Origin of the sequence: Microbacterium halimionae (assembly GCF_011761265.1) — a bacterium.
Lineage (GTDB): Bacteria > Actinomycetota > Actinomycetes > Actinomycetales > Microbacteriaceae > Microbacterium > Microbacterium halimionae.
Genome location: NZ_JAAOZB010000001.1, coordinates 411,455 through 427,577 on the forward strand (window position 1 = coordinate 411,455; position 16,123 = coordinate 427,577).

Genomic DNA, 16,123 nt, shown 5'->3' on the forward strand with positions numbered 1-16,123 from the left:
CGATCCCATCGACCTGGATGCACCGTGACTGAACCTGCCCGTGATGAGACGGCGGATGCCGCACCCACACGGACCGCGCTTGCTCGTGTCGAGCATCTCGCCGTGCGGCACGATGGCGCACCGCTTGATACTCCCGCCGACGTGACTTTCACCGTGCTGCCGGGAGAGGTCGTCCTCGTGCTCGGACCGAGCGGGTCGGGAAAGTCAACGCTCGCACTGACCCTCAACGGGCTCATTCCTCAGGAACTTCCGGCCAAAACCTCTGGGCACGTCGAGATCGCGGGATACAACGCTGCCGAGACACCTGTCTCGACTCTCAGCCAGCACGTCGGAATGGTCTTTCAAGACCCCGACACTCAATTGGTGACCGGCACGCTTCTCGACGAGGTCGCTTTTGGACCCGAGAATTTGCGACTCCCGGTGGCCGAGGTGCTCGAGCGCGCCGAAACAGCACTACGCCGCATGAGCCTGTGGGACAGACGCCACGAAAACCCCGACGTACTTTCGGGAGGTGGCCGCCAACGCCTCGCGATAGCTGCAGCGATCGCGATGGGGTCTCCGCTTATCGTGCTCGATGAGCCGACGGCGAACCTCGACCCGCAGGGAATCGAAGACGTCTATGCCGCCCTCGCGGAGCTTGCATCCGACCCGGAGCGCGGCATCCTTCTTGTCGAGCACAATCTCGATGCGGCGATTGCAATCGCCACTCGTGTTGTCGTTATCGACCAACTGGGCCGGCTTGTCGCTGACGGCAGCATCGATGCGATTCTGCGGGGTCGCGCCGCCGAGCTGCAAGACCTAGGAGTGTGGCTGCCGACATCCGCTCTCGCAGCGCTTCGCCTTCGCCGTGCCGGGTACAGCCTCGATCCGCTGCCGCTAACGCCCGCCGAGCTCACGACGGCGCTCGATGCTTCCCCGCCGCCTGCCGATTGGCGCCCAACACCTCTCGTGCACGTGACGTCACGAGATCGGATGCCGCAGCCAGTACTTTCGGCAACGAACCTGCACGTGCGTCGCGGACGCACCGAAGTACTGCACGGCATCGATCTTGAGATCCAACCCGGCGATTTCGTTGCCATTGTTGGCGGCAACGGCGCGGGCAAAACGACCCTCCTGCAGGCGCTCTCGGGCGTCATCCCGCCACCGCGCGGCAGCGCGTTCATCGACGGCCAAGACATCACCCGCCTTGGTCGAAAGCGGGTGCACGAGCGGGTGGGATTCGTCTTCCAAAACCCTGAGCACCAGTTCATCGCGCACACGGTTTTTGATGAACTCGCGCACGGTATACGCCGCAGCCGGTTTGATGAGCACGAGGTACGCGAGCGCGTCGATGAGATGCTCCGGCGCTTCGGCCTCACCGACAAGGCTGAAGCTCATCCATTCCACCTCTCGGGCGGACAGAAGCGTCGACTCTCGGTGGGCACCGCGCTGATCTCGGGCGCTGGAGTTCTTGCCCTCGACGAGCCTACGTTCGGTCAAGACCGCGCGCGTGCCGACGAACTACTGAAGCTTCTGCGGGACCTCAACCGTGATGGCACAACCATCGTTATCGTCACGCACGATATGCAGCTCGTGACCGAGTACGCGCACCGCACGGTTGTGATGCGTGACGGCCGGGTTGCAGCAGTGGGCGCGACCGAAGAGATCTTCGCCGACACTGCGCTAGTTGAATCCGCAGGGCTCCGGCTTCCCCCGCTTCGGCAGGCGCTGCAGGGCGTAACGCGGCATCCAGAGCTCTTACGCGCGACGCGCCTCGACAACCTCCCGGGGAGCGCGCAGTGACAATCACGGATGCCACGCGGGATCCCTACGCCGGCACTAACTCAGGCTCGCCGCGGCGTTTTCTCTACGAATTGAACCCATTGGCGAAATTTGCCGCGCCACTGCCTGCGTTAGTGCTGCTGATTTTCGTGCGTGACTTCGCGACACCGTTGGCGTTCATCGCGCTCGCCTACGCGGTACTTCTGGCTGGTGCGCGGATGAGCCGTCTGCTCGCAGCCATCCTTTTTGTCGCGTTGCCAGCCACCGTTGTTCTGTTGGGCACCGGGTTCGCACTCTGGACTAATCCGGAGCTCGTTCGGAACACAACTCCGCTCCTACAGATTGGCGCATGGACCCTCTACTCGGGTGCCGTTGAGCTGGGCCTTGCCACCGGCATCCGGCTCGCCGCGATCGTCGCGCTCGCCCTTATGCCGGGCCTCACAACTGCAGGACCCGACATTGCGCGCTCAATGGTGCAGCAGCTGCGAGTCCCGTACCGCATCGGGTACACAGCGCTCGCAGCTTTCAGGTTCGTCCCCCGGTTTCGTCACGAACTCGACGTGATTCGCCAGGCTCATCGTGTGCGCGCTTCGAACGACAGCCGCGGCCCATTTGCGGCGATTGCACGCGGCACGGGCTATATCGTCCCGCTGCTAGCGGGAGCCATCCGCCATGCCGAGCGCGTTGCACTGGCCATGGACTCACGCGCATTCGGCGCCCACCCCGACCGCACCGAGCGCTACCTCGTGCCATTTCGCCGCCGCGACAGCGTTTTTGTCATCGCATTTTGGCTCATCACGGCGGCGCTCCTGTGGGTGTTCTTTCCCTGGGGCCTGTCGTAGCCCCGGACGGAGCCCTACTTTCGACCGATGACGGCCCTCGCGACGATTTCACGCATGATTTCGTTCGTGCCGCCGTAGATGCGGTGCACTCGAGCATCGAGGAATGCCCGCGCGATCGGGTACTCCGTGATGTAGCCATAACCGCCGTGAAGCTGCACAGCCTGGTCGAGCACTTCCCACTCGCGCTCGGTCGACCAGAACTTCACCTTCGCTGCTTCTTCCGGGGTGAGCTTGTTGTCCGAGTAAAGGCGCATCGCGCGGTCGTTGTATGCCCAGAGCACGTCGACGGTCGTCGCGATATCTGCCAAACGGAACCTGGTGTTCTGAAAGTCAGAAACCGGCTGACCGAAGGCTTCGCGGCTCTTGGCATATTCCAGCGTCCACCCAAACGCGGCGTCGGCGGCGGCCGCAGCTGCCACACCGATCGACAGGCGCTCGAGCGGAAGGTTCCGCATGAGCTGCACGAAGCCGTGCCCGGCTTCTCCGCCGATCAGGTTGCCGTCGGGGACGAAAACATCGACGAACGAGAGCTCTGCAGTGTCGTGGCCATGAAAGCCCATTTTGTTGAGCTTCTTGCCGTGCTCGAATCCGTCCATACCGTTCTCGATCACGACGAGACTGAAGGCATCCGCACGGTTTCCTTCACCGCTTTTCACGAAGGTGACGATGATGTCAGCGGTCTTACCCGACGAGATGAACGTCTTTGCACCGTTGACGAGATAGCCGCCATCAACCTTTTTTGCCGTCGTCTTCGCCCCACGCAGGTCGCTTCCGGCACCGGGCTCCGTCATTGCGAGTGCCCCGAGAATCTCGCCCGTTGCCATGCCGGGAAGCCACTTCTGCTGCTGCTCGGGCGTCCCGAAGTGCGCAAGATAGGGAACGGCGAGATCATCCTGGATGCCGAAGGCCCCCGCGAGCGAGCCGGCACCGGCGGCGATGACCTCCTCATTGACCACAGCGCGAAAGCGATAGTCCTGCAGCATCCCGGCGCCACCGAACTCCTCCGGCACTGAAAGACCGATGAGTCCCGATTCGCCGGCCGCGAGCATCGTCGCGCGATCTATCTCGCCGGCTGTGTCCCACTGCTCACGCTTTTCGTTTGTGACGTAGCGCTTGATGAACTCTTTGACGACGTCCCGAAATGCCTCGTGATCCTCGTCGTAAATGTCGCGATCCACCGCCGACCCCTTTTCGATTGCTCGGGCGACACTCATGCCCGAACGAGTCGAAGGGCGTCGTCGCCGCCCTAATTCTATGTCGCGAAGGCGCAGCGACCGAAGGGGGGATGTGGCATTCCATCTCATGCCAGCAGGAACTCGGTGTCGCACTTGTGGGATGCCACAGTGCACGCTCCCGAGCGCTCAGTCCACGTAGTCGGGTGCCGCGGGAAGCGCGAAGAAGTCTTCCAGGGTGTGCCAATTTCCGTCGTGATAGGCCGCGGCAAGATCGGTGCCGATGTAGCGCAAATGCCATGGTTCCGGCGAGTATCCCGTTGTGTCGGTGTACCCATCTTCGTAGCGAACGATGAAGCCGTACTCCCACGAGTGCTCGGCAACCCAATCGCCTTGCGCTGTGCCGGCAAGCCCGTCGAGCGAGGTGCAGCCATCGGCGCCGCAGGCTACGACATCGGCCGCAAGGCCAGACTGATGTTCACTGAAGCCCGGGCGTGCGCTGACTTTGTCAGCCTCACCCTGGCCCATGTCTGCCACGTGGTTTCCGTAGGTGGATTGCTGCGTGCGGTATGACCGGTATCCACTCTCGAGAGCGATTTCTCCCACGCCGGCATCCGCAGCATCCGCGACCATCGAGGTGAGAGCGCCGGCAGCATCCGAACGCAGACTGCCACCCGCAAGGTTGCGCACGCTGTCGGGGAGTTTGCGGGGAGTCGGCTGATACTCCAGCGGGTCGTACGCACGCTGCTTATTTACTACCGTCCAGACGCGCGCCGCGTCGCTCAACGAGACGCACGGCGCAGACCCACTCGCAACAGCATCGCGAAAAGCCTCTGCCCCGCCCACGGCGGCGATTGCGCCACCGTCATCTCCTGCGGCGAGCGCCTCGGTGACAGCGGTGTCGTCGCACACAGCGGCGTCTGACTCGCCCGACGCCGCTTCACCCGAGGACCCCGAGCCACTTGGCGAGGTACTCATTTGTGGCACTGGCAACGCTTCAACAACCATCGGGGCAGCGCTTGTTGCAGTGCTTGCGGCAGCGGATTGCTGCACGAGAGTGGTGTCTTCGCTCAGCGGAGGCGCTGTGAGCGCCATAACAATGGCGACGATAGTCCCCAAGCCCAGGACGGATGAACCAACCGCAAGCCACCCACGCCGAAGCGAGCGGCGTCGCGCGTCGCGACGAGCGCGGCGCGAAACGGGTACATCAGGAGAAGCCATCAATCCATTGTCGCTGATGCTCTGTCGCTGAAAGCGCAGGCGCCTTTCGCGCGGTGCGTTCTATTTTCAAGGCACTCATTTTGACATTTTATAGAACACATGTTCGGATTACCGCATGAGATGGCAAGGTCAACAGCTGGGCACAATCGACGAAGCGGCGCTTTCAGGACTCGATAGCACCGATGACCTCGTTCGCTCTGTGACGACTCCGGACTTCGCGGGCGTTACATTTCACGAGGTCATGGCTCGCTCCGCGCTCAACCGCGTTCCCAGCACTTCGGAAATGCCGTTCGACTGGACGGTGAACCCCTACCGTGGCTGCTCTCATGCCTGCGTGTACTGCTTTGCGCGCGGTAGCCACGCGTATCTTGACCTCGACACTGGTCGCGATTTTGACTCGCAGATCATCGTCAAGGCAAACATTGCCGAAGTACTCCGCGCTGAAGTGCGCCGCGGTTCGTGGGGGCGCGAACACGTCGCCCTCGGCACCAACACCGACCCTTACCAGCGAGCCGAAGGCCGCTACCGGCTTATGCCGGGAATCATCGATGCGCTGGCCGAGTCCGGAACACCATTCTCGGTACTCACGAAAGGAACGTTGCTTCGGCGAGATCTACCGCAGCTCGTGGCGGCGGCATCCGTTGTTGATGTGTCGATCGCGATGTCGATCGCCATCTTCGACGACGACCTTCAGAAGTCTGTCGAGCCCGGCACGCCTTCTACCCACGCACGCCTCGATACAGTTCGCGCGGCCACCGACGCTGGCTTTCGCGTGACGGTGTTCATGATGCCGATCATGCCGCACCTCACCGACTCGATGCCTGCACTGCAGAACGCACTGTCGCGCATTCGAGAGGCCGGGGCGGCCCGTGTGATCTACGGAGCAATGCACCTGCGTCCAGGGGTGAAACCGTGGTTCATGGCATGGTTGCGACGAGAGCACCCCGAGCTCGTATCGTCGTACCTCGGCTTGTACCCCGGGGCATCCGCTCAGGCGCCCAAGCAGTATCGCCAGTGGCTGTCTCGACGCGTACGCCCCCTGCTTCGCGCATACAAACTCGACGGAAGTGCTGAAGAAGAAACCGCCCGGTTTCGCCCACGCCAAACTTCCACACCCAGCCGTGTGATCCAGACGAAGTCTGCTGCCGCCGCTCGACTGTTCTAGACCACCGGCGAGCAGTTCCCGAGGGAGGAAATGCGTCGAGCGGAGGAGCTGAGCCGTGGCACGGATCCTCCGCTCGGCTCACCTCCTCCGCTCGATGCGTAGCTGGTGCTACCTACGCTGCGGTCGTGCTGACTACGCGGTTACGTTCGCGAGCTGTCGGCCACTGAGTTCTTCGATCAGGTCGTCACCGATGCGCACATCGTCGAACGGCGCCTCTATCTCGGCGCGGTCGAGCATCTCCGTCATACGCCGACGACGCTGGCGCGTGATGATCGTGACGACCGTACCCAGGCGCCCTGCGCGGCCGGTGCGGCCTGAGCGGTGCAGGTAGGTCTTGTACTCGTCCGGCGGGTCAGCCTGAATGACGAGATCAATGTCATCAACGTGGATGCCTCGTGCCGCAACGTCTGTCGCAACGAGCACGTTCACACGGCCCGAGGTCAGACGCTGCAGGTTGCGCGTGCGCTTGGCCTGGTTGAGGTCACCGTGCAGCGCGACAGCAGAGATGCCTGCCTCATCGAACTGCTCAGCGAGCATCTCGGCATACGCCCGGGTGCGGGCGAAAACGAGCGTCTTGCCGTCACGGTCAACGAGGGATGTCAGGATCTCAGCTTTGTCGCGGTGATCGATCACGATGACGCGGTGGTCGATCGTGCCCGAGTCCTGGTCTTCGCCGGCAACTTCATACACTGCCGGCTCCACGAGGAACTCGTCGACAAGAGCTGCGACCTCACGGTCAAGTGTTGCCGAGAAGAGCAGCTTCTGGCTGGAATCTGCGGTGTGACGCAGAATACGCTGCACAGGCTCAAGGAATCCGAGCTCGCACATGTGGTCAGCCTCATCGAGCACCGCGATGCTGACCTCGGAGAGGTCGAGCTTGCCCTGGTTGACGAGGTCTTCGATACGACCGGGCGTGCCAATGATGATGTCAACGCCCTTACGGAGGGCGCCTACCTGGCGAGCCTGGGGCACGCCGCCGTAGATCTGCGTGGTGAACAGGCCCACGCTACGAGCAAGTGCCTGCACCGTGCGGTCGATCTGGAGCGCGAGCTCGCGTGTCGGCGCCATGATGAGAGCGCGGGGCTTGCGACCGAAGTCGCGCTTAGCGCCGGCCTGGGCGCGGAGGACTGACTCCACCAGCGGTGCGCCGAAGGCGATGGTCTTGCCAGACCCGGTGCGACCACGTGCAAGCACGTCGCGTCCATCCAGGATCGGTTTGATCGTTGCTGCCTGAATCGGGAAGGGGTGGGGTGCACCGAGGTCGTTCAGTACGCGAACGAGGTTCTGCCCGAGACCGAGGTCCCCGAAAGACTCGCCGGTAGTGATTGTCGCGTCGACAGCTTCTGCCTGAAGGCGCTCATGGACGACATCGATGTGGTCTTCGTGCGCTTTCGACTTGGGCTGCGCGTTCCAGTCGGAACGGTTGCCAGTGTCGGTGCGACGCGGACGATCGCTGGAGTCACGGCGCGGACGATCGTTGCGGTCCGGGCGTGGTGTGAAATTGGGGCGCGACGCAGATTCGCGACGGGGACGGTCGTTCGATTCGCGGCGGGGGCGATCATCGCGGTCTTGGCGCGGACGATCGTTGAAGTCGCGACGGGGACGGTCATCACGGTCTTGACGCGGACGATCGTTGAAGTCGCGGCGCGGAGCGAAGCCCTGATGGGGACGGTCATCACGGTCCTGGCGAGGACGATCGTTGAAGTCGCGACGCGGACGGTCACTCCGATCCTGACGGGGAGCGAAATCGCGGCGAGGACCGCCCGACGAACGCTCGGAAGCACCACGGCGAGGCGCGGCATCCTGGTCGAACGAGCGACGCGGACGATCGTAGCTGCCAGCCTCACGGGCGGGGCGTGTGCCCTCGCGCGCGGCGCGCTCATCAGCGTTCCAGCGACGCTTCGTGGGAGCGGTGTCTTCGGACTGGGCCCGGTATCCGCGGTGGCTCGGGCTCTTCGATCCAGGTTTCGTGGCACCAACGGCGTCGGGACGGCGCTTGCGATCTTGATATGAAGTCTTCGGCGCGTACTTCGGGTCGAAGTTCTTCGCAGGTCGAGTACCTGCCGGCTTTTTATTTTGAGGCATGAGTCTTTCTGGGTTTATTCGCAAAGCGAACGACGCCGCACATCGCGGCTAGCCCGAGCGTCTTGGGTCGGGGGCATTCACTGATGGTGATGAGTATCGATCGACACACACCATCGGCCCCAAGGACTCACAAAACCCATTTGCGCTCACGCGCAATGTCCGAAGCCGACACTCCACTGTAGCGTGCGGTCCTGAGAGTTCTCTCCCCGTACGCTACAGACAGCGAAGGAGCACACACCGATGACACTCGCCGATCCGACCGGGCACCGCTATACCCTCACGTCTGCACACTCTCAAGCGGAGGTGTCCCAGGTCGGCGGCGCTTTGCGCTCGCTGAGTATCGATGGCGTCGATCTCGTTCCCCGCTACCCTGACGGCATCCCGACACCGGCGGCCTCAGGAATCGTCCTCGTGCCCTGGCCCAACCGCATCCGGGATGGCAAGTGGACGCAGGACGGACAGACTCGACAACTGGCAATCACCGAACCTGCCTTCGGCAATGCCTCTCACGGACTCTTGCGTTTTGCGCCGTACGACGTGGTTACTCTCGAAACGGATGCCGTCACTCTTCGCGCCGTCGTGTACCCGCAAACGGGGTATCCGTTTCAGCTTGAAACCACTGTGACGTACCGTCTCGCGGACAACGGACTCACGGTCTCACACACGATCAAGAATGTTGGGGCACAGCTAGCGCCAGTTGCTCTCGGCACCCATCCTTACGTCTGCATCGGCGATGTTGCGACAGCTGATCTCACGATCGATGTCGCGGCAGCAGAGCGCTTCGAACTCGACGACCGAAAGTTGCCGATCGGGCATGTACCCGTTGATGACGCACACGACCTGCGGTCGCCGCGTCGTGTCGGGGATCTGTCGATAGACACCGCTTTTGGAGCTATCGCGCGCGATCAAGATGGGCGCATCAGCGGCACACTTCGCGCACCCGACGGTCGAACGCTCACCGTGTGGGCAGGCGAAGATTTCGAGTACCTGCAGGTGTTCACAACGGACCGGTACCCGGGCCACGAGTTGGCTGTTGCTATCGAGCCGATGAGTGCACCAGCCGATGCTTTCAATTCGGGGCAATCGCTTCGCTGGCTCTCACCACTCGAGTCGTGGGACCTCAACTGGGGCATTGAATACGGGCGCGACTGACGCGACTCATTAGGTCACACTCCTCGCACACACGATGCTCGGCACTTCCTCGTAACACGACGCCAGTATCCTGAGCGCGGCGGTTTACCGCTGCGCTGAGCGCGCCGGGTGCCCAGCGCTCACCTATCGGGCGCGGTGACGGGGGTCGCATTCGCTCCGGTGGGGTTCGACCTTACGGGTGAAGGGTGCCCCCATGAGCAGCGCTGTCTCATTTTCGATTGAAAGCCCACTTCGACGAGTAGCAACGCTGCGCCCTCTCCGTGCCCTCAGCGCGATCCGCGTCGCACCGACGCAGCTTGGGCTTGCGATTATGGGCGTTCTCGTCGTGGGGGTGTGTTTCGCAATCTTCACCACCACGGATCCCGTGTGGTGGCACCTCCACTTCAGTCGTCTCGGAATGTTCTCCACCACATCCGGCACCGTGTTCAACGCAACGCTGGCCGTCGCAGGCATGCTTGTGATTGTTTTCACCTGCCGGATACGATCCGATCTTCGACGCCTCACCCGCAGGAATGCGGCCCGAGGTACTGCTGGCGTCACAACTGTCTTTCTCGCTCTGATCGGCGCCAACCTGTCGCTCGCCGGTTGTATCCCTCTCACGCTCAATGAGGGTCTTCACAACGTCGTGGCGTACGGCATGATCGCCGGATTCGCTGGGCTCCTTGCCACAACCCCCTGGATGCTCCGAGGAATTTCGCGCGTACTGCGTCGCACCACAACCGGAGTGATTTGCTACCTCGCCGTAGCGGGCGCTCTCTTCGCGCCGCAACTCATCAACGCTGCCGCATTCGAAGCGATCGCTTTCACCGCGATGTTTGGGTGGGCCGGTGTATTCATCCACGCGGTCTCGGTAGCCAGCAGCGCACCTCAAAAACCGGCACAGCAGACCGAAGCAGCCGCCGGGCCCACGCCGCCTAGCTGCGTGAATCAGCCTCGCGGAGCGCGCGCCGCGAGGTCGCTTTCCGGGGCTTCGCTGCGCTCTCGACGTCGCCTGATCCTTCGCTCCCGCGCCGCGCGGCGCGGCGTTCTCGGGCACCCTCAACGAGGTTATAGAGCGTCGGCAGCACGAGCAGAGTCAGTACGGTCGAGGAAACCAGTCCACCGATAACCACGATTGCGAGCGGCTGCGAAATGAAACCGCCGTGGCCGGTAATACCCAACGCCATGGGTGTCAGCGCGAAGATCGTCGCGAGAGCCGTCATCAGAATCGGGCGAAGTCGCCGTGAGCTCCCCGCGATCGTCGCATCGATTGCTGACAGTCCCTTGATTCGGTACTGATTGACGAGATCGACGAGCACGATGGCGTTCGTCACGACGATGCCGATCAGCATCAGAACGCCGATGAGCGATGGCACCCCGAAAGGCACACCTGTGGCGATCAGGAGAAGAATCGCTCCAGTGGCCGCGAACGGCACCGATATCAGCAGCTCCAACGGTTGACGCAGTGACTTGAATGTTGCGACCATCACGATGTACACGATCAGGATCGCCGCGAGAAGCGCGAGCCCCAGCTGCGAGAAGGCGTCCGATTGCTGCGTGGCCACCCCGCCAATTTCGGCGCCAGCGGCCGAGGGAAGCGTGACGTCGTCAAGAGCCGACTCGACTGTCGACGTGGCCGCGGTGAGGTCGTCGCCCGACGGTGTCACTGTCACTGTCGACGTGCGTTCCCCTCGTTCGGTCGTGATCGATGTGGGGCCGGTGCTCTCATCGACCGTTGCGACGGAATCAAGCCGCACCGGGCCGGTTGCGCTCGGCACCTCAAGGGCGCGCAGTTCATCGAGAGTTGCCGGAGTTTCGGATGCTGCCAGGTACACCGTGAGCGTCGTGTCATCGATCTCGACGCTTCCCACGGACTGCGGCTGCATAGTGTTCGATACCAGTGCACCCACCGCAACCTCGGACAGCCCGAGGGCCGCAGCCTGATCGCGGTCGACAGCTACCGCAATGTAGGGGAGCGACTCGGAAAGATTACTCGACACTTGACTGATGCCCTCGTCACCATCGAGCGAGGCAACGACAGCGTCCGTGGCATCCTGAAGCGTGCTCTGATCTGGCGCCGAAACGTTGATCGCAATGTCACTCGACCCAAAGCCGCCACTGGATGCTGAGACAGTGATCGTTCCAGCATCGGTGAGGTCTGCGACTGCCTGCTGTGTCTCTTCACGGACGACGACCTGGTCGGCGTTCGTGTCAGTTGTGATCGAGTAGGTGATCCCGGCACTTCCACCCGAGAACGCATCGCGCAGCGCCGAACCGCTTGAGCCGATAGACACCTGAATTGTCTCGATACCGTCGACGTCTGCCAGCGCTTCTTCTACCTGGGCCGCGGCAGCATCCTCAGCGTCGAGGCTCGCGGCTGCGCCCAGCTCCTGCGAGACGGTGAAGGTGTTCTGACCAGAGTCACCCAAGAAGTTCGTCTTCATGAAAGGCACAGCCGCGGCTGTGCCTCCGAGTACGAGTGCGGCGATTCCGAGTGTGATCCAGGAGTGGTGGAGGGTCCAGTTCAACACCGGGAGATACCCACGCTGCAGCCTGCTGGGAGGCGCTGTCGGGTCTTCCGGATCCACAATCGTGCCGTCGTCGGTACGCAGGGGTTTTCCTGGCTTCAAGAACCAGTAAGCCAGCACCGGCACGATTGTCAGCGCGACGAAGAGCGAGGCAATCATCGCGATTGCCACAGTCGCCGCGAACGGACGGAAAAGCTCGCCGGTCAGGTCGCCCACGAATGCGATGGGGAGGAAGACAGCGACAGTAGTGATCGTTGACGCGGTGATCGCGGCGGCCACCTCGCGCACCGCGAGGATTATCGAGGCAAGTTTGTCTGCATCGCCGACGTAGTGACGTTTGATGTTCTCGATGACCACGATGGAGTCGTCCACGACGCGCCCGATGGCAATCGTCAGGGCCCCAAGAGTCAAGATGTTGAGTGAGTACCCAAATGCTTGGATACCGATGAACGTGATCAATACGCTCGTCGGGATCGAGATCGCCGTCACAAGTGTCGAACGCACCGAGAGCAGGAAGACCAGGATCACGAGCACAGCGAAGAAGAGGCCGAGCAGCCCTTCCTGCGCAAGCGCCTCGATTGATTGCTGGATGTAGGGAGCCTGATCGAAAACGACAGTGAATTCAGCGTCGCCACCGAGGTCATCGGCAAGTGCGGGAAGCGCCGCAACGACAGCGGTCGAGACGTCGACCGTGTTAGCGGACGGCAGCTTCGTTATTGCGATCGTCAGTGCGGGTTCGCCGTTCACCCGCGAGATGGACGTGACAGGGTCACGGGTAAGTTCTACCGTTGCGACATCAGCAATCGTGGTTGTTCCGGCGGCGAACTGCGTCGCGTCGCCGGGCACGAGCGGGAGCCCCGCGATCGCATCCACCGACTCCACCTTGGTGCCGGTTTGCACGGTGAGAGTTTGATCATCCTCGGTAATGTCACCACCGGGAAACAGGGTGCCGTTCTGATCAAGCGCGTCCGAAATGGCTTGCTGCGAATAGCCCCGCTCGGCTAGCGCTGCTTGATCGGGAGTAATGACGACTCGCTGGCCGATTCCTCCGACGATCTGTGCGGAGTTCACCCCCTCGATATCTTCGAGGTCGGGAACCACACTCGACTCGAGGAGAGATTGCACAGTCTCTTCGTCGTCGTATCCCGTGACAGCGATTTGAATTACCGGCAGGTCGTCCGTGCTGACCGCGAGGACGTTGGGGTCCACGCTGTCGGGTAGTTGGCTTTGAATGCGACCGATGGCTTGAGTGATCTTTTGCTCGGCGGTAGCGAGATCAGTGCCATATGCGAAGGATGCTTGCACGATCGATGCATTGGTCGTGCTCGTCGCGCTGGTCGACTCAAGGCCGGGCACGCCTTGGATGGCCGTCTCAATCGGCGTCGAGACGTCGTTGGCAACGACGTCGGGTGAGGCTCCCGGGTATGTCGAGATGATCGACAACTGCGGAAACTCAATCGATGGGATCAGCTCTTGCTTGAGGCTCGTGAGAGCCAAGCCTCCGAAAACTGCGGCAACGATTGTGATGAGAGCGATGAGCGCACGGTTTTTGAGGCTCAAGACGGCGAGATTCGACACGTACTGCCTTCGGCTGGGAAACGTCTTTGGATACATGTATGTATCCAAATCAGTATCTCATGGATTACCACCACGATCTCTGCAGAGTCAACCCCCTATGACCAAGTCCGTGCTACTGGCACTGTGGGGCATTGTCCATGAGACACCCCGGGTGAACTCCACACCGGAATGAATAAGGAGCACACTCCATGAACATCGCACTTCTCATCATCATCGTTGTCGCCATCGTTTTGGCCATTGTCGGCGGGCTCAGCAGCGCTCTCCAGTGGCTTCTGTGGGTCGCACTCGTCGTTGGCGTGATCGCGCTCATCGCCTTCCTGTTCCGGGTCATCGGCGGCCGTAGCCGCTCATAACGACCCCTCCTGGTGGGCCTCGCGTTTCGGGTGCGCGAGGCCCACTTTTTTATGCTCACTATCGCCAAACGCGATATATCGTGTTATTTTGAAAACGCGATATATCGCGTTCCGAGGAGGGGTAGACATCATGACACTCGAGAAATGGATCATTCAGCCGGGCCAGAGCCGCATCATCGATATCGATGATGTGAGCAAGCTCAAGATCGGGATGGTCGGTGGCCAGATCGACGTCGTAGCGCACGACGAACCTGGCGTCCGCATCGAAGTTCACGCTGTGACGTCGAAAGATCTGCGCATCGAGGCATCCGGGTCAACAGTCGAAATCGATCACCCGCAGTTGCGCTGGGACAACTTCTTGGAAGTGTTCCGCAATTTTGGCTCCGGAGGACCGAAGGCTGAAATCTCGGTTGCCGTGCCGCGCGAAGTTGCTATCACCCTGGGCGTCGTGAGCGCCAGCGCACTGATTTCAGGGCTCCGCACCGACGCCAAGCTCGACACAGAGACCAAGCTCAACACCGTCTCGGGAGACATCTTCATCGACGGACTCGTGGGAGACATCAGCATCAACGCCGTCTCAGGCGACGTGCAGGCGCGAAACTTCACCGGCGCGCTCAGCGCGAATAGCGTCTCAGGAGATGTTGCCGCCATGGGCAACGTGCGAAAGGCGAACATCGACACCGTCTCGGGTGCCATGCTCATCGACTCGACCGGTGACGTCCACCAGATCAATCTGAACACGGTGAGCGGCGGCGCGACTATTCGTCTCGACGATGCACTTCCCGCAAACTATGTCGTGCGAAGCGTGAGCGGGCGAGTACAGGTCGATGGCGTCGTGCACTCGGGTAAAGGGTCAGTGCCAGGCACCAATTACGCCGGCTCCACGGGTGAACTCAGCAGCTCGTTCGTCGACGTCCGCGCGAACTCCGTCTCCGGCGACATCATCGTGTTGCGCCGCGGCGAAAGCGCAGAAACCGAAACTGAGGATATGTCATGAGCCCCGTCTTCTCTCATGGCGATCTTCGTCTTTACCTTCTTAGCCTGCTGGACGAAGGTCCACGCCACGGCTACGACATCATCCAGGCGCTGTCTGAACGAACGGGCGGAACCTATACGCCCAGCGCCGGAACCGTGTACCCGCGACTTGCGAAGCTCGAAGAAGAAGGGCTCGTGACCAAAATCATCGACGGCCGCAAGACCGTCTATGAGATCACGCCTGCCGGGCGCGCCGAAGTGGCAGCACGCTCCGGAGAGATCGACGGCATCCAGTCCGATCTCGCCGATTCAGTGCGACTCATCGCCGACGAAGTTCGAATAAGCATGCGCGCAGCGATGAAGAGCTTGCGGGCCGATCTTGCCTCCGCAACTCGCGCTGATCAACGACCAACTGAGCCCACGGCTCCCGAAGACGAACGCGGCCGCAACCGGGCCCAAGTGCAACGAGCGGATGCCGTCATCAATGAATTTCGTGGACGTGTTCGAGGTGACCTACGCACATTCGTCGCCCGTGGCGGCACCCTTGATGCCGGAGTCGTCGATGCGCTTGAGAGCGCCCTCGACGATGCTGCGCGGGGTATCACTCAGGCACTGAACACCTGATTTCAGGCTTCGGTGCTGGCCCACGGGTCATCCTCATCGGAAAGTGGGTCACCGAGCGGAACGACCAAAATCGGACGGTGCTGGCGGTGTGCGAGGCGAGCGGCAACAGAACCTGTGAAGAACTCGCGCACCGATTCACCAAAGCCGCGCTTGCGGGTGCCGATCACCAGCAGCCGGGCGTCAATCTTGTCGGCGTGATGTTTGATCGCGAGCGCCGGATCGCCCACGAGTTGGTCGAGCGTCCACGCAACTCCCGTGTCGGCGAGAGCAGCTTCGACTTCGGTACGCACCTGATCGAGTTCACCCTCAGAGGTCGCGATGTTGAGGTCGATCGGTGCTGAGTGCACGTATCCGTCCGGGTCTTCCGAGGTAACAAAACGCGTCACATCGACGTGAACCACAACCAGTGGAACTCCGAAAACCTTCGCGTAGCGCGCAGCTTCGTGCACGACTCGCGCCGGTTGCTCGGGAATTACGCCCACGAGAACGGCGCCATTGAAGGCGTTTTTCTCTGTGGATCCGGGAATTTTGGATGTCTCTTTAGACATGACCCCACCTTTCTCGGCTTGCGGCGCAGCACGAGTGCACACGCGCCGTGTTATTCTGAATGCTACTCTTCCCCGGTTATCTCACCGGATCCGTGAACACCGCGGGTGCTGCCAAATCACCCGCAGCCGAAGACCATGAG

At 61.8% G+C, this 16,123-nt stretch carries 13 protein-coding genes; 7 read left to right on the forward strand and 6 right to left on the reverse strand.

The window, feature by feature from the left end:
• Nucleotides 1-24 precede the first annotated feature (24 nt).
• Both FHS06_RS01885 and FHS06_RS01890 read left to right on the forward strand, forming a co-directional pair.
• Nucleotides 25-1,782, forward strand: coding sequence for an ABC transporter ATP-binding protein (locus FHS06_RS01885; RefSeq protein WP_167044725.1), 1,758 nt, complete (start codon nucleotides 25-27; stop codon nucleotides 1,780-1,782).
• Between the two features lie 2 nt (nucleotides 1,783-1,784).
• The gene (locus tag FHS06_RS01890) at nucleotides 1,785-2,603 is read left to right on the forward strand and encodes an energy-coupling factor transporter transmembrane component T (RefSeq protein ID WP_167047766.1); all 819 of its coding nucleotides are present in this window, start codon (nucleotides 1,785-1,787) and stop codon (nucleotides 2,601-2,603) included.
• 14 nt (nucleotides 2,604-2,617) lie between these two features.
• Here the strand turns inward: FHS06_RS01890 and FHS06_RS01895 are convergent, their stop codons facing one another.
• Both FHS06_RS01895 and FHS06_RS01900 read right to left on the reverse strand, forming a co-directional pair.
• Nucleotides 2,618-3,781, reverse strand: coding sequence for an acyl-CoA dehydrogenase family protein (locus FHS06_RS01895; protein WP_167047769.1), 1,164 nt, complete (start codon nucleotides 3,779-3,781; stop codon nucleotides 2,618-2,620).
• 183 nt (nucleotides 3,782-3,964) lie between these two features.
• Nucleotides 3,965-4,996: a M15 family metallopeptidase gene (locus FHS06_RS01900; RefSeq protein ID WP_167044728.1), complete on the reverse strand. Its 1,032-nt coding sequence runs from the start codon at nucleotides 4,994-4,996 to the stop codon at nucleotides 3,965-3,967.
• 115 nt (nucleotides 4,997-5,111) lie between these two features.
• On the opposite strand from FHS06_RS01900, the gene FHS06_RS01905 reads away from it, so the two are divergent.
• Nucleotides 5,112-6,161, forward strand: a complete 1,050-nt coding sequence (locus tag FHS06_RS01905) for an Rv2578c family radical SAM protein (protein ID WP_167044731.1) — start codon at nucleotides 5,112-5,114, stop codon at nucleotides 6,159-6,161.
• Nucleotides 6,162-6,293: 132 nt separating this feature from the next.
• Here the strand turns inward: FHS06_RS01905 and FHS06_RS01910 are convergent, their stop codons facing one another.
• On the reverse strand, nucleotides 6,294-8,246 hold the full coding sequence (locus FHS06_RS01910) for a DEAD/DEAH box helicase (protein WP_167044734.1): 1,953 nt from the start codon (nucleotides 8,244-8,246) through the stop codon (nucleotides 6,294-6,296).
• A gap of 240 nt (nucleotides 8,247-8,486) precedes the next feature.
• On the opposite strand from FHS06_RS01910, the gene FHS06_RS01915 reads away from it, so the two are divergent.
• The gene (locus tag FHS06_RS01915; protein WP_167044737.1) at nucleotides 8,487-9,398 is read left to right on the forward strand and encodes an aldose 1-epimerase family protein; all 912 of its coding nucleotides are present in this window, start codon (nucleotides 8,487-8,489) and stop codon (nucleotides 9,396-9,398) included.
• A 208-nt stretch (nucleotides 9,399-9,606) separates the two neighbouring features.
• Here FHS06_RS01915 and FHS06_RS01920 read toward each other — a convergent pair whose 3' ends face one another.
• Together FHS06_RS01920 and FHS06_RS01925 are read right to left on the reverse strand one after the other, a co-directional pair.
• On the reverse strand, nucleotides 9,607-10,239 hold the full coding sequence (locus tag FHS06_RS01920; protein ID WP_167044740.1) for a hypothetical protein: 633 nt from the start codon (nucleotides 10,237-10,239) through the stop codon (nucleotides 9,607-9,609).
• A gap of 73 nt (nucleotides 10,240-10,312) precedes the next feature.
• Entirely contained in the window at nucleotides 10,313-13,483 is a 3,171-nt protein-coding gene (locus FHS06_RS01925; protein WP_167044743.1) for an efflux RND transporter permease subunit, read from the reverse strand.
• 188 nt (nucleotides 13,484-13,671) lie between these two features.
• Here FHS06_RS01925 and FHS06_RS01930 point away from each other — a divergent pair, with 188 nt between their 5' ends.
• The 3 genes from FHS06_RS01930 (at nucleotide 13,672) to FHS06_RS01940 (ending at nucleotide 15,435) form a co-directional block, all read left to right on the forward strand.
• Entirely contained in the window at nucleotides 13,672-13,836 is a 165-nt protein-coding gene (locus FHS06_RS01930) for a DUF2207 domain-containing protein (RefSeq protein WP_167044746.1), read from the forward strand.
• 130 nt (nucleotides 13,837-13,966) lie between these two features.
• Nucleotides 13,967-14,833 (forward strand): DUF4097 family beta strand repeat-containing protein, encoded by an 867-nt coding sequence (locus tag FHS06_RS01935; RefSeq protein WP_167044749.1) that lies wholly within the window; start codon nucleotides 13,967-13,969, stop codon nucleotides 14,831-14,833.
• Nucleotides 14,830-15,435 (forward strand): PadR family transcriptional regulator, encoded by a 606-nt coding sequence (locus tag FHS06_RS01940; RefSeq protein ID WP_167044752.1) that lies wholly within the window; start codon nucleotides 14,830-14,832, stop codon nucleotides 15,433-15,435. Before FHS06_RS01935 ends, FHS06_RS01940 begins: the two co-directional genes overlap by 4 nt.
• Nucleotides 15,436-15,437: 2 nt before the next feature.
• Here FHS06_RS01940 and FHS06_RS01945 read toward each other — a convergent pair whose 3' ends face one another.
• The gene (locus tag FHS06_RS01945; RefSeq protein WP_167044755.1) at nucleotides 15,438-15,983 is read right to left on the reverse strand and encodes a universal stress protein; all 546 of its coding nucleotides are present in this window, start codon (nucleotides 15,981-15,983) and stop codon (nucleotides 15,438-15,440) included.
• Nucleotides 15,984-16,123 lie beyond the last annotated feature (140 nt).